The 20,616-nt window shown below is 62.0% G+C and carries 24 protein-coding genes; 18 read left to right on the plus strand and 6 right to left on the minus strand.

What is annotated here, in order from left to right:
* Positions 1-288 precede the first annotated feature (288 nt).
* Positions 289-1,497: an ammonium transporter gene (locus HF257_RS28820; protein ID WP_185708821.1), complete on the plus strand. Its 1,209-nt coding sequence runs from the start codon at positions 289-291 to the stop codon at positions 1,495-1,497.
* Here the strand turns inward: HF257_RS28820 and HF257_RS28825 are convergent.
* A complete protein-coding gene (locus HF257_RS28825; protein WP_185708822.1) occupies positions 1,484-3,208 on the minus strand; it encodes a cation:proton antiporter in 1,725 nt (574 codons plus the stop codon). The genes HF257_RS28820 and HF257_RS28825 overlap by 14 nt on opposite strands.
* A 188-nt stretch (positions 3,209-3,396) precedes the next feature.
* On the opposite strand from HF257_RS28825, the gene HF257_RS28830 reads away from it, so the two are divergent.
* The 3 genes from HF257_RS28830 (at position 3,397) to HF257_RS28840 (ending at position 4,977) form a co-directional block, all read left to right on the plus strand.
* Positions 3,397-3,633: a glutaredoxin family protein gene (locus HF257_RS28830; protein ID WP_185708823.1), complete on the plus strand. Its 237-nt coding sequence runs from the start codon at positions 3,397-3,399 to the stop codon at positions 3,631-3,633.
* A 74-nt stretch (positions 3,634-3,707) separates the two neighbouring features.
* Complete coding sequence (locus tag HF257_RS28835) at positions 3,708-4,043, plus strand: hypothetical protein (RefSeq protein ID WP_003189932.1); 336 nt, start codon at positions 3,708-3,710, stop codon at positions 4,041-4,043.
* 43 nt (positions 4,044-4,086) lie between these two features.
* Positions 4,087-4,977: a pseudouridine synthase gene (locus HF257_RS28840; protein ID WP_185708824.1), complete on the plus strand. Its 891-nt coding sequence runs from the start codon at positions 4,087-4,089 to the stop codon at positions 4,975-4,977.
* Positions 4,978-5,032: 55 nt separating this feature from the next.
* Here HF257_RS28840 and HF257_RS28845 read toward each other — a convergent pair whose 3' ends face one another.
* On the minus strand, positions 5,033-5,254 hold the full coding sequence (locus HF257_RS28845; protein ID WP_016978480.1) for a YgdI/YgdR family lipoprotein: 222 nt from the start codon (positions 5,252-5,254) through the stop codon (positions 5,033-5,035).
* A 79-nt stretch (positions 5,255-5,333) separates the two neighbouring features.
* The gene (gene mobA / locus HF257_RS28850; protein ID WP_185708825.1) at positions 5,334-5,936 is read right to left on the minus strand and encodes a molybdenum cofactor guanylyltransferase MobA; all 603 of its coding nucleotides are present in this window, start codon (positions 5,934-5,936) and stop codon (positions 5,334-5,336) included.
* Between the two features lie 76 nt (positions 5,937-6,012).
* On the opposite strand from mobA, the gene moaB reads away from it, so the two are divergent.
* The gene (moaB, locus tag HF257_RS28855; RefSeq protein WP_185708826.1) at positions 6,013-6,552 is read left to right on the plus strand and encodes a molybdenum cofactor biosynthesis protein B; all 540 of its coding nucleotides are present in this window, start codon (positions 6,013-6,015) and stop codon (positions 6,550-6,552) included.
* Complete coding sequence (locus HF257_RS28860) at positions 6,536-7,762, plus strand: molybdopterin molybdotransferase MoeA (protein WP_185708827.1); 1,227 nt, start codon at positions 6,536-6,538, stop codon at positions 7,760-7,762. Before moaB ends, HF257_RS28860 begins: the two co-directional genes overlap by 17 nt.
* Positions 7,763-7,891: 129 nt before the next feature.
* Here HF257_RS28860 and HF257_RS28865 read toward each other — a convergent pair whose 3' ends face one another.
* The gene (locus HF257_RS28865) at positions 7,892-8,221 is read right to left on the minus strand and encodes an EscU/YscU/HrcU family type III secretion system export apparatus switch protein (RefSeq protein WP_185708828.1); all 330 of its coding nucleotides are present in this window, start codon (positions 8,219-8,221) and stop codon (positions 7,892-7,894) included.
* Positions 8,218-9,795 carry a flagellar hook-length control protein FliK gene (gene fliK / locus HF257_RS28870; protein ID WP_185708829.1) on the minus strand — a complete coding sequence of 526 codons (1,578 nt, stop codon included), beginning with the start codon at positions 9,793-9,795 and terminating at the stop codon, positions 8,218-8,220. Before fliK ends, HF257_RS28865 begins: the two co-directional genes overlap by 4 nt.
* 200 nt (positions 9,796-9,995) lie before the next feature.
* On the opposite strand from fliK, the gene ccmA reads away from it, so the two are divergent.
* The 10 genes from ccmA to HF257_RS28920 all read left to right on the plus strand — a co-directional run bounded on the left by ccmA (position 9,996) and on the right by HF257_RS28920 (position 17,348).
* Positions 9,996-10,631, plus strand: a complete 636-nt coding sequence (ccmA, locus tag HF257_RS28875) for a cytochrome c biogenesis heme-transporting ATPase CcmA (RefSeq protein WP_185708830.1) — start codon at positions 9,996-9,998, stop codon at positions 10,629-10,631.
* Positions 10,628-11,296 (plus strand): heme exporter protein CcmB, encoded by a 669-nt coding sequence (gene ccmB / locus HF257_RS28880; protein WP_017734375.1) that lies wholly within the window; start codon positions 10,628-10,630, stop codon positions 11,294-11,296. The genes ccmA and ccmB overlap by 4 nt, the downstream gene beginning before the upstream one ends.
* Before the next feature lie 81 nt (positions 11,297-11,377).
* Positions 11,378-12,133 (plus strand): heme ABC transporter permease, encoded by a 756-nt coding sequence (locus HF257_RS28885; RefSeq protein WP_185708831.1) that lies wholly within the window; start codon positions 11,378-11,380, stop codon positions 12,131-12,133.
* The gene (gene ccmD / locus HF257_RS28890) at positions 12,130-12,306 is read left to right on the plus strand and encodes a heme exporter protein CcmD (RefSeq protein WP_003172771.1); all 177 of its coding nucleotides are present in this window, start codon (positions 12,130-12,132) and stop codon (positions 12,304-12,306) included. Before HF257_RS28885 ends, ccmD begins: the two co-directional genes overlap by 4 nt.
* A complete protein-coding gene (gene ccmE, locus HF257_RS28895; protein WP_105698539.1) occupies positions 12,303-12,758 on the plus strand; it encodes a cytochrome c maturation protein CcmE in 456 nt (151 codons plus the stop codon). Before ccmD ends, ccmE begins: the two co-directional genes overlap by 4 nt.
* 3 nt (positions 12,759-12,761) lie before the next feature.
* Entirely contained in the window at positions 12,762-14,750 is a 1,989-nt protein-coding gene (locus HF257_RS28900; RefSeq protein WP_185708832.1) for a heme lyase CcmF/NrfE family subunit, read from the plus strand.
* On the plus strand, positions 14,747-15,283 hold the full coding sequence (locus tag HF257_RS28905) for a DsbE family thiol:disulfide interchange protein (RefSeq protein WP_010211784.1): 537 nt from the start codon (positions 14,747-14,749) through the stop codon (positions 15,281-15,283). The genes HF257_RS28900 and HF257_RS28905 overlap by 4 nt, the downstream gene beginning before the upstream one ends.
* Positions 15,280-15,753, plus strand: a complete 474-nt coding sequence (locus HF257_RS28910) for a cytochrome c-type biogenesis protein (protein ID WP_185708833.1) — start codon at positions 15,280-15,282, stop codon at positions 15,751-15,753. The genes HF257_RS28905 and HF257_RS28910 overlap by 4 nt, the downstream gene beginning before the upstream one ends.
* Positions 15,746-16,936, plus strand: coding sequence for a c-type cytochrome biogenesis protein CcmI (ccmI, locus tag HF257_RS28915; protein ID WP_185708834.1), 1,191 nt, complete (start codon positions 15,746-15,748; stop codon positions 16,934-16,936). Before HF257_RS28910 ends, ccmI begins: the two co-directional genes overlap by 8 nt.
* A gap of 16 nt (positions 16,937-16,952) precedes the next feature.
* Positions 16,953-17,348, plus strand: coding sequence for a hypothetical protein (locus tag HF257_RS28920; protein ID WP_185708835.1), 396 nt, complete (start codon positions 16,953-16,955; stop codon positions 17,346-17,348).
* Positions 17,349-17,378: 30 nt separating this feature from the next.
* Here HF257_RS28920 and HF257_RS28925 read toward each other — a convergent pair whose 3' ends face one another.
* A complete protein-coding gene (locus HF257_RS28925; RefSeq protein ID WP_185708836.1) occupies positions 17,379-18,299 on the minus strand; it encodes a hypothetical protein in 921 nt (306 codons plus the stop codon).
* A 418-nt stretch (positions 18,300-18,717) separates the two neighbouring features.
* On the opposite strand from HF257_RS28925, the gene phnC reads away from it, so the two are divergent.
* Complete coding sequence (gene phnC, locus HF257_RS28930; RefSeq protein WP_185708837.1) at positions 18,718-19,551, plus strand: phosphonate ABC transporter ATP-binding protein; 834 nt, start codon at positions 18,718-18,720, stop codon at positions 19,549-19,551.
* Between the two features lie 32 nt (positions 19,552-19,583).
* Positions 19,584-20,585, plus strand: a complete 1,002-nt coding sequence (gene phnD, locus HF257_RS28935; RefSeq protein WP_185708838.1) for a phosphonate ABC transporter substrate-binding protein — start codon at positions 19,584-19,586, stop codon at positions 20,583-20,585.
* The last annotated feature ends 31 nt before the right edge of the window (positions 20,586-20,616 follow it).

Raw genomic sequence — 20,616 nt, forward strand, 5'->3', positions numbered from 1 at the left:
AGGTTCAGTGCAATTGTCTGGTACATCTTTTGCTTTTACTTGGTGCGCGCGCCCTAAGGCCTGCGCTGAATCCGGGCGGTCGGGCAGGAAGCCTTTAAAAACCTTACCCCAAATAACTGAAATTCGCGGAAAAACCCTATCGGCAACAGCCTTTTGTGTTGAACGCTGCGCTAAAGCGGTTCACGCCCTCTGCAGAGGGGTGGGACCGGCGGTGCCAAATTAGTGCGCGAAACCCTGGCTTGAACCGCTTTGGTGCTTTTTGCCTTTATTGCAGGCCTGCCAACCTCCATGGAAAATTTGCAAAGTGCAGTGGACACCCTCGTCCATAGCTCCAACACCCTGTTTATCTTGATCGGTGCGGTCATGGTCCTGGCCATGCACGCCGGTTTCGCGTTCCTGGAAGTCGGCACCGTGCGCCAGAAGAACCAGGTCAACGCACTGTCGAAGATCCTCAGCGACTTCGCCATCTCCACCTTGGCCTATTTCTTTATAGGCTATTGGATTTCTTACGGCGTCAGCTTCATGCAACCGGCGGCAGTGATCAGTGCCGATCATGGCTATGGCCTGGTGAAGTTTTTCTTCCTGCTGACCTTCGCGGCGGCGATCCCGGCGATCATCTCCGGCGGTATCGCCGAGCGTGCACGTTTTGCTCCGCAGTTGTGCGCTACCGCGTTGATCGTAGCGTTTATCTACCCGTTTTTCGAAGGCATGGTGTGGAACGGCAATTTCGGCCTGCAAGCCTGGCTGCTGGCGACGTTCGGCGCCAGCTTCCATGACTTCGCCGGTTCCGTGGTGGTGCATGCCATGGGCGGTTGGCTGGCGCTGGCGGCGGTGCTGTTGCTGGGCCCGCGCAACGGGCGCTACCGCGAAGGGCGGCTGGTGGCGTTTGCGCCGTCGAGCATCCCGTTCCTGGCCTTGGGGTCGTGGATTCTGATTGTCGGCTGGTTCGGTTTTAACGTAATGAGCGCGCAAACCCTGAACGGCGTCAGCGGTCTGGTGGCGGTCAATTCGCTGATGGCGATGGTCGGCGGCACGGTTGCGGCGCTGATCATCGGTCGCAATGACCCTGGCTTCCTGCACAACGGCCCATTGGCCGGGCTGGTTGCGATTTGCGCCGGCTCCGACTTGATGCACCCAGTGGGCGCGCTGGTCACTGGCGCCGTTGCCGGTGCTTTGTTTGTATGGTGCTTTATCGCAGCCCAGGACCGCTGGAAGATCGATGATGTGCTCGGCGTGTGGCCATTGCACGGCCTGTGCGGCGTGTGGGGCGGCATTGCCTGCGGGATCTTCGGCCAGACCGCGTTGGGCGGCCTGGGCGGCGTCAGCTTGATCAGCCAGTTGATCGGCACCGGCCTGGGTGTGGTGGTGGCGCTGGGCGGCGGCCTGTTGGTGTACGGCGTGATCAAGCGCGTGCACGGGCTGCGCCTCAGCCAGGAGGAGGAATATTACGGCGCCGACCTGTCGATCCATAAGATCGGTGCGGTCAGTCAGGATTGACCGGCGGCTCTGCCGGTGGGTAAAAACCGTGCAGCAGGCGATAGCGGTTGTGCCGAACTTCGTCGACGCGCGCCTGCACCTGTTGCTCCGGCAGGCCCAGCAGGACTAGCGCGTGGGAGGCGAGCATCAGGCTCGACTCCAACAGCTCGGGCACCACTTCGCTGGCGCCCGCCGCTTTCAACTCCGTCAACTGGCTGTCGTCGCGGGTACGCACCAGGATCGGCACCTCGGGGTTGATCCGTCGCGCCTCCTTCAACACCACCAGCGCCACATCGGTGTTGTCCACGGCGATCACCACCAACCGCGCGCGCTCCAGGCCCACCGCACTGAGCAGCGCACCGCGACGGCAGTCACCGTAATGCACGCTGCTCTCCTCGGTGGCAGCTTCCTGCACCCGTTCCGGGTCGTCATCCAGCGCGATAAACGCCTGTTGCTCGCGGCGCAGAAAACGCCCGATGGATTGCCCGACACGGCCGTAGCCACAGATCACTGCGTGCCCGTGCAGTTCGGCGTTGAGTGCGGTGATTTCATCCAGTTGCACCTGCTGATTGGGCTTGCGGTGCAGGCGCAGGGAGATGCTCGGTGCGGCGCGCAGCAGCAACGGTGTGAGCAACATCGAGCAAAAGGTAGCGGCGAGCAGCAAGCCGTTGAACTCGTCCGGGATCAGCCGGCTCTGTTGCATCTGCGCCATCAGCGCAAAGCAGAACTCGCCGCCCTGGGCCAGGGCCAGGCCGCTGCGCCAGGCGGTTTCGCTGTCGCTGCCGCGCCACTTGACCAGCGCGGCCACCACGCAGCCTTTGACCAGCATCAAGGTGAGGGTCAGGCCGAGAATCAACAGGCTGTGGCTGACGAACAATTGCAGGTCGATGAGCATGCCGATGCTGACGAAAAACAGCCCCAGCAGAATGTCGCGAAACGGGCGAATGTCCGCCTCGATCTGATGCCGGTAATGACTTTCCCCCAGCAGCATGCCGGCCAGGAAGGCGCCGAGGGCAGGGGACAGCCCCAGCAAATGTGTGAGCCACGCGGTCAGCAAGACAATCACCAGCGCCAGCAGCACAAACAGCTCAGCCGAATGGGATGCCGCCACTTCATGAAACAAGCGCGGCAACAACCAGCGGCTGGCAAACAACAAGCCGACAAACAGCACCACGGTTTTGCCCAGGGTCAGCGGCAGCGCCCAATACCAGGCCTGATCGCCCGTGCCGGCAAATACCGGTACCAGCGTCAGCAGCAACACGGCCACCACATCCTGGAACAGCAAGACGCCAATCGCATTCTGGCCATGACTGCTGAAAATCTCGCCGAGGCTGGTCAGCTCCTTGCTGACGATGGCGGTGGAGGACAACGCCAGCCCCGCGCCCAGCAGCAAGGCGATGCCTGGCGCCACCCCCAGGATCATCAACAGCACGCCAAGCAGCACCCCGCAGCCCAGCACCTGCAGACTGCCCAGGCCAAACACCACGCGGCGCAGGGCGAGCATCTTGGTCAGGGAAAACTCCAGGCCCAGGGAGAACAGCAGGAACACCACGCCCAGTTCGGCGAGGTCGGGCAATTCTTCGCTGTCATTTACCCAATCGAGGGCAGTGGGTCCCACGGCTAGGCCGACGCACAGGTAGCCCAGCACGGGCGGCAATTGCAGCCGGCGAAACAGCGCAATCACCACCAAGGATGAGGCCAGAATGATCAGCAGGTTGGCAAACACACGCATCTCCATTGCAGGGGGGCAGAAAAAAAGCCGCGAGAATCGCTGAATCAGTTATAGGCCATGGTGATCTGGGTCAGGATTATTGTGGGGCCTGCACGGGGCGAGACTGTTCCTCGCTACAGCCAGCTCCCTCGCCACGGGTTTTCGTTGGGCTTAGAATAATGGCCTACTTTCCATCAGGTCACTTTGTCATGCCTCCTGAATGCCAGTTGTTTACCACTTTGGGCTGCCATTTATGTGAACTCGCCGAGGAAGAAATCATGCCGTTGGTCGAACACGGCTTGTTGGTTGAGTTGGTAGATATCGCCGATTCGCAGGCCCTGTTCGAGGCCTACGGCCTGCGGATCCCGGTGCTTCGCCGGGTCGATACCGGCGCCGAGTTGGGCTGGCCGTTCGACACCGAACAAGTGGTGTCCTTCCTGCTCTGACGTTTGCGTGATGGCGGGTTTCCAAATATTACGTTACTGTATGTTTGTACAGCGATTGAATAGAGGGAACGCCCGTGGTGAATGTTGAACAACTGAAAAGCAGCGTCAATCGCATGTCCGCCGATGTCGTGCGCGACGCGGTGAACGAGCTGCGCCTCGATGGCCTGGTCACGGAAGGCAAGACGCCCTTTAACAAAGTGCACTTCAATACCTGCTTTGCCGAGATCGAGGCGCTGTTCCAGCGCGCCGGTTACCACAAGCAGTTGGATGTGGTGGGTTATCAGGGCTTGTTGTACGCGTTGTACGACCCTGGCCGCTGGGAAGCGGTGGACGTGCTGCGCTGGCTCAAGGAATTCACCGAGGCCGCCAGTGCTTCGCCGGTATTGCGGGCGCAATTGGCCAAGGCCTGAACCATGCGGGATAATGCCCGCCGGTTTTCTCCAGGCTTTACGCATGTCCACTTCCGTTTTTATCGCCTCCGAGCATCAAGCCAGCACCTTGTACCTGCCACCAGGCCCGTGGGCGACGGTGCTCGATTGCCTGTGCGATCACTTTCCGGCGATCAGTCGTGAGCATTGGCTGGACCGCGTTGCCCGTGGCCGGGTACTGGACATCAACGGTAGCCCCATCAGCCTCGGCCTGGCCTACAAGGAAGGCCTGTGCATCTATTACTTTCGCGAAGTGCCGAACGAAAAAGTGATTCCGGTGCAGGAAACCATCCTGTATGCCGATGAACACCTGGTAGTCGCGGACAAGCCACACTTTCTGCCCGTGACGCCTGCCGGTGAATACGTGGAGCAAACCTTGTTGCGCCGCCTGATCCGCCGCCTGGACAACCCTGCGCTGGTGCCGTTGCACCGCATCGACCGGCATACGGCGGGGCTGGTGTTGTTCTCGGCCAATCCGGCAAGTCGTTCGGCGTATCAGCAGTTGTTTCCTACGCGCAACATCGACAAATTCTACGAAGCCATCGCTCCGGCCCTACCGGGCCTGACGTTCCCATTGGTGCACAAAAGCCGCCTGGTGGATGGCGAGCCGTTCTTTCGCATGCAGGAAGGCGCTGGCGCCAGCAACACCGAAACGGCGGTAGAGGTGCGCGAGAAAAAGGGCGAGCTGTGGCGCTATGGCCTGTTCCCTGTGACTGGCAAAAAACACCAGTTGCGGGTGCATATGACGGCGTTGGGGGCAAGTATCTGCAACGACCCGTTTTACCCGGACGTGATCAAGGATGCCGTGGACGACTATGCCAACCCGCTCAAATTGCTGGCCCAGGGCGTGCGCTTCGTCGATCCGGTCAGCGGTGAGGCACGCAGTTTCCGCAGCGCAATCACGCTCGACTGGTAAACCCCGCAAACGACAAGGCCCGCGCGAGGCGGGCCTTGGTGGCAAACGCTAAGACTTACAGGTCTTTAACGGTGCGGACCTGATCCTTGTTGATACGGGTCTGCTTGCCGTCCAGTTGTTCGAACTCGTAGAAGCCCGAATCCTTGTCGAATTTAGGGGTGTCGACGGCCTGGATTTCGCGACCGTCATTCAGGGTGATCACTGTAGGCGAGGCGCAACCGGCGAGGGTAGCGAGGCCCAGTGCAAGCATGAGAGCGGCGATGGTCCGTTGAGTCATGGTGTTGTCTCCGAAAGAATTCTTTTGAAATGCTGACCTTGTGACGCGCGAGGCGCCGACAAAGTTCCGGGTGCGAGGTTCATTCTGACACGCCCGGCCTGGGGAGTAACAGCTCGGGTGTGTTCAGGTTGGCCAGGCGCGGGTCATCCGCTGAACACGTCAGGCCTACGCCGCCCAGTTGCAGGAAGATCTTGCGCGGGCTGCGCTCACCAGCATGCCAGGCCTGTTCCACTGCGTCTCGCAGGGCGGTGGGGAGGATGCAAATCAGCGGCTCCCAGTACTCGCCATGGCGCACCATCACCGGTAACTGCGGGTTGCGCTGCGCGGTCTTGCGCAGCTCGGCCAGCAGTCCGGCATCGATGTTGGGTACATCGCACGGCAGGATCAGCAGGTGCCCATGGCGTGCAGCGGCAAGTCCCGCACGGATACCGGCGAGCGGGCCTGGAAAGTCCGGGCTGTCGTCGCTCACCAGTTGGTCGGCATAGGCGGCGTAGCGCTCATGATTGCGGTTGCACGAAATGATCAGGTCATCCGTGAGTGGCCGGGCCAGACGCTGCAAGTGGGCGATCAGGGGCTCGCCCTGCCAGTGCAGCAGGCCTTTGTCCTGGCCGTCCATGCGTTGGCCGCGACCACCGGCCAGCAGCAGGATTGAACAGGGCAGGGGCGAAGAATCGAAGGGCATGGCGGTTCCGCTGCGGCAGGCAAATAGGGCCCTGTGATATAACACCGGCCTGTTTCTTCGACAACCGGACCGTGCCATGAAAGCCAAGGCTGATGCGCCCTTCGTACCCCTGAATATCGCTGTATTGACCGTCAGCGACACCCGCACCCTGGACACCGACACCTCGGGCCAGGTCTTCGTCGACCGCCTCACCGCTGCCGGCCACAACTTGGCCGAGCGCGTGTTGCTCAAGGACGACCTCTACAAGATCCGCGCCCAAGTCGCCCACTGGATCGCCGAAGACGTGGTGCAGGTGGTGCTGATCACCGGCGGCACCGGCTTCACCGGTCGTGACAGCACTCCCGAAGCCGTGAGCTGCCTGTTGGATAAACACGTCGACGGTTTCGGCGAACTGTTCCGTCAGATCTCCGTGGCCGATATCGGCACGTCCACCGTGCAATCCCGCGCCCTGGCTGGCTTGGCGAATGGCACCCTGGTGTGCTGCCTGCCGGGTTCCACCAACGCGGTACGCACCGGTTGGGACGGCATCCTCGCCGAGCAGTTGGACAACCGCCACCGCCCGTGCAACTTCGTGCCGCACTTGAAGCAGGCTGAACCCTGTGAATCCCGTGGGTAAGCCCGGCAAGACCGGTGCGTTGATCCCGGTAGAGCAGGCGTTGCAACAGTTGCTGGACATGGCCGCCGCCGCGCCGATCCGCGAGCAGCACTCCTTGCCCCTGGCTGATTGCGATGGCCGCGTGTTGGCGCAAGATTTGGTGTCCACCCTCGACCTGCCGCCCTGGCCTAACAGCGCCATGGACGGCTACGCCCTGCGCGTGGCGGACTGGAGTGGCAAGCCGCTAGTGGTCAGCCAACGCATCTTCGCCGGGCAGGCGCCGCAGCCCTTGGCCGCCGGTACCTGTGCACGCATCTTCACTGGTGCGCCGGTCCCCGAAGGCGCCGACTGTGTGGAAATGCAGGAAAACGCCGTGGTCCACGCCGACGAGCGCGTGAGTTTCACCGAGCCATTGCACGTCGACCAGAACATCCGCCCTCAAGGCCAGGAAACCACCGTCGGCGAGTTGGTGCTCACGGCCGGTACGCGCCTGGGCCCGATTGAACTAGGCCTTGCCGCCTCCCTCGGCCACGACCGCCTGGATGTCATACGCCGCCCGCGTGTGGCGGTGCTGTCCACCGGTGACGAACTGATCGAACCGGGCCTGCCGCTGGGCCCCGGCCAGATCTACAACAGCAACCGTCGCGTGTTGTGCTCCTGGCTTGAGCGCATGGGCTGCGAAGTGATCGACGCCGGCATCCTGCCCGATGACTTGGAACAGACCCGCACCCGCTTGGGGGACCTGGGCAGTGTCGACCTGATCCTGTCCACGGGCGGTGTGTCGGTGGGCGAGGCGGACTTCCTCGGTATTGCCCTGCGCGAAGAAGGCGAGCTGGCGCTGTGGAAACTCGCGATCAAACCCGGCAAGCCGCTGACCTTTGGGCATTTTCGCGGCGTGCCGGTGATCGGCCTGCCGGGCAACCCGGCTTCGACGCTGGTGACCTTTGCGCTGCTGGCGCGGCCCTATCTGCTGCGTCGCCAGGGTGTGACGGACGTCGAGCCGTTGCGTTTCGAAGTGCCGGTGGGGTTCGAATGGCCCAAGCCGGGCAACCGCCGCGAATACCTGCGTGGGCGTATCGAGCAGGGCAAGGCGATCATCTACCGCAACCAAAGCTCCGGCGTGCTGCGCAGTGCAGCGTGGGCGGAGGGGTTTGTGGAGGTGTTGGAAGGCACGACATTAACAATGGGGGATACCGTCAATTTCATCCCGCTGAGTGAAGTCCTGAACTGAATACAAATCCCCTGTGGGAGCGGGCTTGCTCGCGAATGCGGTGTGTCAGTCAGCACATGTGTGAACTGACCCACCGCATTCGCGAGCAAGCCCGCTCCCACATTTGGATCTCTGTATGCCTGAGACTATTCAGTAATCGTCCCCACGCGCCGTCACATCCCGCTCCACCGGCCCCGCATCCGGGTCATACCCCACCGGAAACTTGCCTTTCAACGTCCACGCAAACGCAATGATCTCCGCCACCGTGCGGTACAGCTCTTCGGGAATGCTGTCCCCCAACTCCATACGCGCCAGCAGCTTGACCAGCTCGGCATTCTCATAGATCGGCACCTCATTTTCCCGCGCCAGTTTCAGGATCGCCTCGGCCAGCGCGTCGTCGCCCTTGGCCGTTAGCGTGGGCGCTTGCTGGCCGTCGTACTTGAGGGCAATCGCCTGGCGTGGCGGGGTCGGGTTCTTCATGCGGTTTCATCCACCCAGCGTTGTTCCAGTCCGGTTTTTGGCCCGCGTGGCGGAGTGCCAAGGTGGCAGTCGAGGTCGCCGACGTTGATACCCGAGGTCACCAGGCGTTCGCGCAGGTTGCCCAAGTGGCTTTCGATCAGGCTCGCCGTGAATGCGCGCGTCGCCCACAACTGGCTCGACAACTTGCCCTGGCTCAACTGTGCCTGGACCTGCAACGGTCCCAGCGGCTCCATGTCGAAGGCCAGTTCGACGCGCCAGAGCATCTGCTTGGGGTCTTTACGGTCCTTGCGTTCGGGCTGGTCTTTGTCCGGCGCCGGTTCCTCGCGTTGGAACTTGACCTGCAGCGGCACGATGTCTTGCAACGTACGCATGGGGATTTCCAGCTGCCAGGTGGTTTGCAGGCGGCCGTCGGCGGTGGTGCCAGTTTGTTCCAGGCTCGACAGCTGGTGACTTTGCAAGCGCGAGATGGCACCGGCGGCCAGGCGCAGCAGGTTTTCCAGGTCGCCTTCGCCTTCGAGTTTGGCCATCAGCCGTTCAGGCAGCGGGAAGCCAGCCGGTGCCTGGCGGGCGCTGACCTGGCCGAGGGTGTTCAACGGGCTGCGCACAAAGTTGGGCAGCACCTGGGCCAGGGTATTGGCGGCCAGGATCGCATTCAGGTTGGTACTGGTGGGTAGGGCGGGCAGCAAGTCGGCGACCAGGCGCAGCAGCGCGCCTTTCATATCCAGCGGCGGGACCCCCGGGTTTTGCCCGGCGAGCAGTTTGGCCTCTAGAAACGCGCCGCTGTTCTGTACCACCTGCGCCAATACCTTGGGGTTGCTGACTTGCGCCAGGTCGGGCAGGGCGGCGAGCAAGCGGTCGGCAGCTGCGCGCAGGTCGGCCGACGTGCTGTCGCCACGTGGCAGGTTTTGCAAGGCGGTGAACACCGCGTCCAGGGAGCCTTGGCGGCTTTGCTGGGTGGCGAGTTGCTGGGTGACGGCCAGTTGATCCTTGAGCCCGCTCAGCGGCACAAAATTCAGGGTTTGCGCGTTTTGCACCACGGCGCTGAGCAAACTGCCCACCCGCAAGGGTTGTGGGCTTTCCACGGTCAAGGTTGCGCCCGCCAAGGCGTTGTTGAGCACCGTCACCAACGAGCGGTAGATCGCCGGTTGCGCCGTGCCCTGGGGCAGCATCTGGGTGGTCAGTACCTTGGCCTGCAGCAACGTGCCCACCGGCATTTGGGTGGTGTCGATACGGGTGAGGGCGGCCACATTGGCGCTCAAGGCTTGCTGCAGGGTGAGTGTGAGGTTGCCCGCAGGCGTTTGGCTCACTGCCACATTGCTGCCCAGTGGCAAGGGTTGCGCGCTGCTGGCCTGCACCAACGTCTGACGGCCGCCGTCCAGGGTCAACTTGAGCAACAGCTGAAAGGCTTCACCGCCTTGTTTCAGGGCGATTACTTCGGCGTTCGCGGTTTTCCCCGGCTCGATCAGGCCGATTTGCGGCTCCAGCAGTTTCAGCAATTCACCGGTCGGGGGCAGCGGGGCAGGCCCGGCCGCCGGAGCGGGTGGAAGCGTAGGAAGGTTGATCTCACCGGTCATCGCGCGCGTCGTCTCGAAGGAAATTGCCCTCTTTAGAGTAGGGCATCGCATGTATAATGCCGCCCGTCTGCAAAGAGAGCGCTAAAAACAACACAACTATTTGATCCAGCTCTCTAAAATCGGTCGCCAAAGCCGTTATTGTGCATTTCTCTTTAACGGCCGCTGCACCGCCGACTTGAACCGTAAAGGCCCGCGATCTTTTGACCAGCCCTCTTCTTGAAGCCGTAGCGCTCTCCTGTGAACGCGACCTGCGCCTGCTGTTCGAACACCTCGAACTGCGGCTGGCGGGCGGCGACATGGTGCAGGTCAGCGGCCCCAACGGCAGCGGCAAGACCAGTTTGCTGCGCCTGCTGGCCGGGTTGATGCAGCCGACGGCCGGTGAGGTTCGACTCAACGGCAAGCCGCTGAACGAACAACGTACCGAACTGGCGCGCAACCTGGTCTGGATCGGCCACGCCGCCGGCATCAAGGACGTGCTCACCGCCGAAGAAAACCTCAGCTGGCTCAGCGCCCTGCATCATCCGGCTTCCCGTGACGCCATCTGGCAGGCCCTGGCGGCCGTGGGCCTCAAGGGTTTCGAGGACGTTCCCTGTCACACCCTGTCCGCCGGCCAGCAGCGCCGTGTGGCCCTGGCGCGTTTGTATTTGCCGGGCCCGCCGTTGTGGATACTTGATGAGCCGTTCACTGCCCTCGATAAACAAGGCGTCGCCCAGTTGGAAGAACACCTGGCCCAGCACTGCGAGAGGGGCGGCCTTGTGGTCCTCACCACCCATCACACCCTCAATCGCATGCCCGTCGGCTACCGCGACCTTGATTTGGGCCGGTGGTCGGCATGAGCGTGTTCGCCCTGCTGGTCGCCCGCGAAGCGCGGCTGTTGTGCCGTCGCCCGGCGGAATTGGCAAACCCGCTGGTGTTCTTCGCCATCGTCATCGCGTTGTTCCCGTTGGCGGTCGGTCCCGAGACTAAACTGTTGCAAACCTTGTCTCCGGGACTGGTGTGGGTCGCCGCACTTTTATCGGTTCTGCTCTCGCTGGACGGGCTGTTTCGCAGTGATTTCGAAGACGGTTCCCTGGAACAGTGGGTCCTTTCGTCGCACCCTCTGCCACTACTGGTACTGGCCAAGGTACTGGCACACTGGGCTTTTTCCGGCTTGGCGCTAGTCTTGCTCTCGCCGCTGCTGGCGATGATGCTGGGCTTGCCCACCGAATGCCTGCCGATCCTGCTGCTGAGCCTGTTGCTCGGTACGCCAGTCCTCAGTTTGTTGGGCGCAGTGGGGGCGGCGTTGACGGTAGGCTTGAAGCGTGGCGGCCTGTTACTGGCCCTGTTGATTCTGCCTTTGTATATCCCGGTGTTGATCCTGGGCAGCGGTGCATTGCAAGCCGCGCTCATGGGCATGCCGGCGACCGGTTACCTCTTGTGGCTTGGTAGCCTGACCGCCCTGGCGGTAACCCTGACACCCTTTGCTATAGCGGCCGGCCTGAAGATCAGCGTCGGCGAATAATGAGGTCTGGCCACGCACTGTTGGCCAGTAAAGACCCTAAGCTGCTTGCACTGACAAGCAGCACCCGTGATGGAAACAGCAATGAACTGGACCTGGTTTCACAAGCTCGGCTCGCCCAAATGGTTCTACGGCATCAGCGGCAAGCTGCTGCCGTGGTTGAGCATCACAGCCGTGCTGTTGATCGGCATTGGCCTGGTCTGGGGTCTGGCCTTCGCGCCGCCGGACTACCAGCAGGGCAACAGCTTTCGCATCATCTATATCCACGTTCCCGCCGCGATGCTGGCCCAGTCCTGCTACGTGATGTTGGCCGTGTGCGGCATTGTCGGCCTGGTGTGGAAGATGAAGCTGGCCGACGTGGCCCTGCAATGCGCCGCGCCCATCGGGGCGTGGATGACCGCCGTGGCGCTGGTCACGGGTGCCATCTGGGGCAAACCGACCTGGGGTTCGTGGTGGGTGTGGGATGCGCGACTAACGTCCATGTTGATCCTGCTGTTCCTGTACTTCGGTCTGATTGCGCTGGGCAATGCGATCAGTAATCGTGACAGCGCCGCCAAGGCGTGCGCGGTGCTGGCGATTGTTGGCGTGATCAACATCCCGATCATCAAATACTCCGTGGAGTGGTGGAACACCTTGCACCAGGGCGCCACCTTCACCCTGACCGAAAAACCGGCGATGCCCGTGGAAATGTGGGCACCGTTGCTGTTGATGGTGCTGGGGTTCTACTGCTTCTTCGGTGCTGTGCTCTTGATGCGCATGCGCCTTGAAGTGCTCAAGCGTGAAGCCCGCGCCAGTTGGGTCAAGGCCGAAGTGCAAAGCAGCCTGGGAGCGCGCGGATGAGTTTTGCTTCTTTCAGTGATTTTCTCGCCATGGGCCACCATGGCCTGTACGTCTGGACGGCCTATGGCATCTGCCTGGCGGTGCTGGCCCTCAACGTCGCCGCGCCGATCCTGGCCCGCAAGCGTTACCTGCAACAAGAGGCGCGTCGTCTGCGCCGGGAGACCGAAAAGTGAATCCGCTGCGTAGAAAGCGTCTGTTGATCATCCTTGCCATCCTGGCCGGCGTCGGCATTGCCGTGGCCCTGGCCTTGAGCGCCCTGCAGCAGAACATCAACCTGTTCTACACCCCGACCCAGATCGCCAATGGCGAAGCGCCGCTGGACACGCGTATCCGCGCCGGCGGCATGGTGGAGAAGGGCTCGCTCAAACGTTCTTCCGATTCTCTCGACGTGACCTTCGTGGTCACCGACTTCAACAAGGCCGTGACCATCACCTACCGCGGCATCCTCCCGGACCTGTTTCGCGAAGGCCAGGGCATCGTCGCCCTGGGCAAACTCAACGCCGAGGGCGTGGTGGTGGCGGATGAAGTGCTGGCCAAGCACGATGAAAAATACATGCCGCCGGAAGTCACCAAGGCGCTCAAGGACAGCGGCCAGTCCGCGCCAACGCCTGCCAAGGAGGGTTAAGTGATGACGTCCGCACTGTTTATTCCGGAACTGGGTCACTTGGCGATGATCCTCGCCCTGTGTTTTGCCGTTGTACAAGCCGTGGTGCCGCTGCTCGGTGCCTGGCGCGGTGACCGCCTATGGATGAGCCTGGCGCAGCCAGCCGCCTGGGGGCAGTTTGCGTTTTTGCTGTTCGCCTTCGGCTGTCTGACCTACGCCTTCATGACCGACGATTTTTCCGTCGCCTATGTGGCCAACAACTCCAACACCGCCTTGCCCTGGTACTACAAGTTCAGCGCCGTGTGGGGCGCTCACGAAGGCTCGCTGCTGCTGTGGGCGTTGATCCTCGGCGGCTGGACCTTCGCGGTGTCGGTGTTCTCGCGCCAATTGCCGCAAGTGATGCTGGCACGGGTGCTGGCGGTGATGGGCATGATCAGCATCGGTTTCCTGCTGTTCCTGATCATGACCTCCAACCCGTTCAACCGCATCCTGCCGCAGATCCCGGCGAACGGGCATGACCTCAACCCGCTGCTGCAAGACATCGGCCTGATCGTGCACCCGCCGATGCTGTACATGGGCTACGTCGGTTTCTCCGTGGCCTTCGCCTTCGCCATCGCCGCACTGCTCGGCGGGCGTCTCGATGCCGCCTGGGCGCGCTGGTCGCGGCCGTGGACCATCGTTGCCTGGGCCTTCCTCGGTATCGGCATCACCCTCGGTTCGTGGTGGGCGTACTACGAACTCGGCTGGGGCGGCTGGTGGTTCTGGGACCCGGTGGAAAACGCCTCCTTCATGCCTTGGCTGGTGGGCACGGCGCTGATTCACTCGCTGGCCGTCACTGAAAAACGCGGCGTGTTCAAGAGCTGGACCGTATTGCTGGCCATCGCGGCGTTTTCCCTCAGCCTGCTCGGCACCTTCCTCGTGCGTTCGGGCGTATTGACCTCAGTACATGCGTTCGCGTCCGACCCGGAGCGCGGCGTGTTCATCTTGATCTTCCTGCTGTTTGTGGTCGGCGGTTCCTTGACCCTGTTCGCCTTGCGCGCGCCGGTGGTCAAGAGCCAGGTCGGCTTCAACCTGTGGTCGCGGGAAACCCTGCTGCTGGGCAATAACCTGGTACTGGTGGTGGCCGCTTCGATGATTCTGCTCGGCACCCTTTACCCGTTGGTGCTGGACGCCCTGAGCGGCGCCAAGCTGTCGGTAGGCCCGCCGTACTTCAACGCGCTGTTCATCCCGCTGATGGGCCTTTTGATGGTGGTGATGGCAGTCGGTGTTTTGGTGCGCTGGAAAGACACCCCGGTGAAATGGCTGGTGGGCATGCTCATGCCGGTACTGCTGGGCAGTGTGGCGCTGGCGGTGATCGCCGGTATTGCCTACGGCGATTTCAACTGGGCGGTGCTGGCCACCTTCCTGTTGGCGGCCTGGGTGCTGTTGGCCGGTGCGCGCGATATCGTCGACAAGACACGCCACAAAGGTTTGATCAAAGGCCTGCCAAGCCTGACCCGCAGCTACTGGGGCATGCAGATCGCCCACATCGGTATCGCCGTGTGTGCGCTGGGCGTGGTGTTGTCCAGCCAAAACAGTGCCGAGCGCGACCTGCGCCTGGCACCGGGCGAGTCCATGGACCTGGCCGGTTACCACTTCATCTTTGAAGGTGCCAAGCACTTCGAAGGGCCGAACTTTACCTCCGACAAAGGCACCGTACGCGTGGTGCGCAACGGCAAGGAAGTGGCCGTGCTGCACCCGGAAAAACGCCTGTACACCGTGCAAAGCTCGATGATGACCGAAGCCGGCATCGACGCCGGTTTCACCCGCGACCTCTATGTGGCGCTGGGTGAACCGTTGGGCGATGGCGCCTGGGCGGTGCGCGTGCATGTGAAGCCGTTTGTGCGCTGGATCTGGTTCGGCGGCTTGCTCACCGGCTTTGGTGGGTTGCTGGCCGCGCTGGATCGGCGGTATCGGGTCAAGGTCAAGAGTCGGGTGCGTGAAGCCCTCGGTCTGCAGGGAGCGGCGGTATGAAGCGTTGGTTGATGGTTGTGCCGCTGGCGTTGTTCCTGGTGGTGGCAGTGTTCCTGTATCGCGGCTTGTATCTGGACCCTGCCGAGTTGCCCTCGGCGATGATCGGCAAGCCGTTCCCCGCCTTTAGCCTGCCGACGGTGCAGGGTGACAAGACCCTGACCCAGGCCGACTTGCTAGGCAAACCGGCGTTGGTCAACGTGTGGGGCACGTGGTGCATCTCCTGCCGCGTCGAGCACCCGGTGCTCAACAAACTCGCCGAGAAGGGCGTGGTGATCTACGGCATCAACTACAAGGACGACAACGCTGCCGCCTTGAAGTGGCTGGCAGAGTTCCATAACCCCTACCAGCTGGATATCCGTGATGAAGACGGCAACCTGGGCTTGAACCTTGGTGTCTACGGCGCGCCGGAAACCTTCTTCATCGACGCCAAGGGCGTGATCCGTGACAAGTACGTCGGCGTGATCGACGAAGTGGTGTGGCGCGAGCAACTGGCGGCCAAGTATCAGGCGCTGGTCGACGAGGCCAAGCCATGAAGCGTCTGTTAGCCGCCGCGGTATTGGCCCTGGGCTTGGCCGGTGTGGCCCACGCCGCCATCGACACCTACGAATTTGCCAACGATGCCGAACGTGAACGTTTCCGCGACTTGACCAAGGAACTGCGCTGCCCCAAGTGCCAGAACCAGGACATCGCCGATTCCAACGCGCCGATTGCCGCCGACCTGCGCAAGGAAATCTTCCGCATGCTGGGGGAGGGCAAGGACAACCAGCAGATCATCGACTTCATGGTCGACCGCTACGGTGATTTCGTGCGCTACAAACCCGCGCTTACCGGCAAGACCGCGCTGCTCTGGTTCGGCCCCGCCGGGCTGCTGCTGGCGGGCGTGGTGGTGATGGCCGTGATCGTGCGCCGTCGCCGCGCCACACCGACCGATGGTTCCGACGCGCTATCCCCTGAAGAGCGCAAACGCCTCGACCAATTGCTGGACACCAAGACTGATGATTGATTTTTGGCTGGCAGCCGGGTTGCTGCTACTGATTGCCCTGAGTTTCCTGTTGATCCCTGTACTGCGCGTGCGTCGTGCCCAGCGTGAAGAGGACCGCACAGCACTGAACGTGGCGCTCTACCAAGAACGTGTCGCCGAGCTGCAAGTGCAGCAAGACGAAGGCGTGCTCAATGCCACCCAGCTCGACACCGGTCGCGCCGAAGCCGCCCGCGAATTGCTGGCCGACACCGAAGGCGTGGAAAAACCCCGCGAATCGCGTTTGGGCAAGCCGCTGCCGTTGTTCGCCGCGATCCTCGTGCCCGTGCTGGGCGTTGCCCTGTACCTGCATTTCGGGGCCAGTGACAAGGTCGAACTGACTCGCGAATTTTCCCAGCCGCCGGTGTCCATGGAAGACATGACCCACCGCCTGGAACGCGCCGCCGCCGCGCAGCCGGACTCCGCCGAAGGCCTGTACTTCCTCGGTCGCGCCTACATGGCCCAGGACCGTTCTGCCGATGCAGCCAAGGTGTTTGAACGCACCGTGGCCTTGGCGGGCCGTCAGCCGGAGCTGCTCGGCCAATGGGCTCAGGCGCAGTACTTTGCCGACAACAAACAGTGGTCGCCCAAGGTCCAGGCCCTGACGGACGAAGCGCTGAAGCTCGACCCGAAGGAAGTCACCAGCTTGGGCCTGTTGGGTATCGCTGCGTTCGAAGGCCAGCGCTACCAGGAGGCCATCGACTACTGGAATCGCCTGTTGGCCCAGCTACCACCGGAAGACGGCTCCCGCGCCGCGCTGCAAGGCGGTATCGACCGCGCTGCCGAAAAGCTCAAGGAGAGCGGTGGCACGGTCGCCCAGGCACCCAAGGCTGTTCTGAAAGTCCGCGTGGATTTGTCGGCCGCCGTGAAGGCCAAATCCTTGCCGGGTGACAGCGTATTCATCTTTGCCCGCGCCGTCGCAGGCCCGCCGGCCCCTCTGGCGGCCAAGCGCGTGACCGTTGCCGATTTGCCGATAACCGTCGAACTGGGCGATGCCGACGCGATGATGCCGCAGTTGAAACTGTCGAACTTCCCCGAAGTCCAACTGGTTGCGCGCATATCCCGGGCCGGCCTTCCGACCGCTGGCGAGTGGATCGGCCGCAGCCAACCCTTGGCCAGCACCACCCCTGCATTGCAGCAGCTGACCATCGACAGTCCGGACCAGTAATTTCGAGGAAACGCCCATGACCGCATTCGCACGCATCACCCTGCTCAGCCTGGTAGTGGGCTTGAGCGCTTGTGCGGTCCATCGGCCCCCCCCTTCGCCAACCGGCCCGACCATTCCGCCGTCGGGGCCGTCGACCCAGCCCACCACCAAACCTTCCGGCCCGGTGACCCCGCCGCCTAAACCAGTCCCGACCTCGTCGCCGACCTTCGCCCCGCCACCGGGCGCGGCGAGCCACTGGGACGGCACCATGAAGGTCTACGTGCTGGACGACCAGCCCGACACCTTCTACCGCCAGCGCACCTACTACCGCTGGAGCAATGGCTGGAGCCGCTCCATCAGCCCGAACGGCCCGTGGGAAGAAACCAACGTGCAGGGCGTGCCGCCGGGGTTGAGCAAAAAGTACGCGCAATGAAAAAAGGCGACCTAAGGGTCGCCTTTTTTTTCAAATGTTCATCAGCTTGGCCGCAATCGCATTCCAACCCGCTGGCTCGTCGATCATCGCCAGGTAGTCATGCCCCGCCACAAACTGCCCTTGGAGCGTGTGCTTGGCCATGATTTCCTTGATGATTCGCGTGGCCGGCCCCAATCCTTTGTGGCCTGTTTGAGCGTCGAGCCCGCGTCTGCGCGTTTGTTGGGTAATAGCCGCGCCGAGCAAAGTCGTGCGTTGTTCCAGCGCCTTGATATCCGCGCCTTGGTGGAGCAGCGGATTATTAATGGTTGGCATCGTTGCGCTGTCGCCATTCACTTCAAGAAACGCCGCCCATTGCAACTCCATCGCGGCGATCTTGCACAGCACGCCGTATTTATTGCTGATACCCAGTCGGGCAAGTTCAAGTTGGACGCTGACCATGATGATCGGTAGGGTCCCAATGAGGCCGACACCCGTAAACGACAGAATCGTCGACGTAGTCGCCAGTGCCGCTTCGGTGCCTCGAAACGCCAGTTTGCGCAGCTTCACTTCGATGGCCAGTTGCAGCCACTTGACCGCCATTGCCATTTGCTCGTCACCGGTTGCAAAGGGTGTGTAGGCGCCAAGCAGTTTGGAAAGCTTACGCAGATGCACACCCGTCGACGCAGTTGCCGACGTGTGCAGCACGGTACCCAGGGGCGTTGGGATCGGCGCGATAGCCGGCCTTACTGCCGCAAGCCCAACCCGGGCTCCAGCGACCCCCAGCCCCTTCAGCTTGCGGTTGGCAAGCATCCTGTCGGTTTTCGGCGAAGGGCCGCATTTGCCGGTCTGGACAAAGTATGGGTTCATCTTTAACCCGCTTTTATCGCAGACTTTCATATAGCTGCGGGCAAGACCTATGGCCGACATGCTGGCGTGAAATCCAGCCAGCCCGGCCAAGGTGGCGAAGAGCATATCCTCCTTGGTTGCCTCGGTTTGGGCGGTATCCCTTATCTGTTCTTGTATTGGATTCGGCATGTGCTTGCCTGCATGGGTGAGGGGGTGAACGGACACGAAGGTTGAGTTGCACACAGGCGGGGCGACCGGGGGATGGAAACCCGGTAGGGGTATGCCTGCCTGCGGGCAACTCGTTCGGGATAATGCTTAACGGACCAAGGAGGGTCAGTAGGAAAAAGTTCTGACGTGTTCCGCAAAATCGCAAGTGCAGCTTGCCCAATCAATGCGATGCGCTTTGTCCAACCTTTCATAAAACCTTCATCCAACCGCCCTCCTGTAGTCATGTGCAAGTCATAGGGCTGACACAGCCCGCGCCTACTGTCGTTTGAACTCAACCGCAGCCGTCCCCGGCTGTTCAAACAAGACAGAGAAGCCCATGACTCACGCTATCCATGTCGATCACTTGAACAAGACCTTTGCGAAGAAATCCGCGTTGGTCGACCTCGAACTCACCATTGCCGCCGGCGAGATGGTCGCGCTGATCGGCGCTTCCGGTTCCGGCAAGTCCACGCTGCTGCGCCACTTGGCGGGCTTGGCGTGTTGCGACAAGGGCAACGGTGGCAGCGTCAAGGTGCTGGGCCGGGAGGTGCAGGCCAGTGGCCGCTTAAATGGCAAGGTACGGCGGCTGCGCGCAGACATTGGCTACATCTTCCAGCAATTCAACCTGGTCAACCGCCTGAGCGTGCTCGACAACGTGCTGCTCGGTTGCCTGGGCCGCATGCCGCGCTGGCGCGGCAACCTGGGCTTGTTCAATGCCGAAGAGAAGGCGTTCGCGTTGGAGTCGCTGGCCCGCGTGGGCCTGGCCGACCTGGCCGCGCAACGTGCATCCACCTTGTCCGGCGGCCAGCAACAGCGCGTTGCGATAGCCCGGGCGTTGACCCAGCGTGCTGAAGTGATCCTCGCCGACGAACCCATCGCCTCCCTGGACCCGGAGTCGGCGCGCAAGGTCATGGAGATCCTCGCCGACATCAATCGCCGCGACGGCAAGACCGTGGTGGTGACCCTGCATCAAGTCGATTACGCCATGCGCTATTGCCCCCGAGCCGTGGCGCTCAAGGGCGGTCGCATTCATTTCGACGGGCAGGGCAGCGCCATGAGCAGTCACTTCCTCAATGATTTGTACGGTGCCGATGTGGACACCAGCCTGATGTTTTCCGACCAGACCCGTCGTACCGAAGTCACCCCTCGGCTGGCCCTGGCGCGCGCTTGAAACCCTACCCACGACCCACAGGAATCCATTCCATGTTGAACCGTATCGGTCACGTTTTTCTGTCTGCGGTGTTGCTGGCCAGTGTCGCGATGGGCAATGCCCAGGCGGCTGACAAGGCGATCAACTTCGGCATCATGTCCACCGAGTCTTCGCAGAACCTCAAGAGCATCTGGCAGCCGTTTCTGGATGACATGCACAAGAAGACCGGCCTGACCATCAACGCTACGTTTGCCTCCGACTACGCCGGCCTGATCCAGGGCATGCGCTTTAACAAGGTCGATGTGGCCTGGCTCGGCAACAAGGCGGCGATGGAAGCAGTGGACCGCTCCAACGGCGAGATCTTTGCCCAGACCGCTGCCGCCAACGGCGCCGCCGGTTACTGGAGCGTGTTGATCGTGCGTAAGGACAGCCCGATCAACAACGTCGACGACATGCTTAAGAACGCCAAGAACCTGACTTTTGGCAACGGTGACCCGAACTCCACCTCGGGCTACCTGGTGCCCGGTTACTACGTGTTCGCCAAGAACAATGTCGATGCCGCCACCGCGTTCAAACGCACCCTCAACTCCAGCCATGAAGTGAACGCCTTGAGCGTGGCCAAGGGGCAGTTGGATGTCGCCACATTCAACACCGAAAGCTGGGACCGCCTGGAAGTCACCCAGCCAGACAAGGCCGCCATGCTCAAGGTGATCTGGAAGTCGCCGCTGATCCCCGCCGACCCGATGGTGTGGAGCAAGGCGCTGAGTGACAGCGAGAAAACCAAGATCCGCGATTTCTTCGCCCACTACGGCGACACCGATGAAGAGAAGGCGGTGTTGAAGAACATGCAACTGGGCAAATTCCTCGCCTCCAACGACGACCAGTTGTTGCCGATCCGCCAGTTGGAGCTGTTCAAGCAGCGCACCACCATCAGTGCCGACGACAAGCTGGAAGCGGCGGACAAGGCCAAGAAGCTCGCCGATATCGATGCCGACCTGGCGAAGCTGCAGCAACGCATCTCTGAGCTCGACAAGAAAACGGCAGCAAACGGCTAACCCCTGTGGGAACCGGGCTTTGTGTGGGAGC

It is taken from the genome of Pseudomonas cremoris (assembly GCF_014230465.1).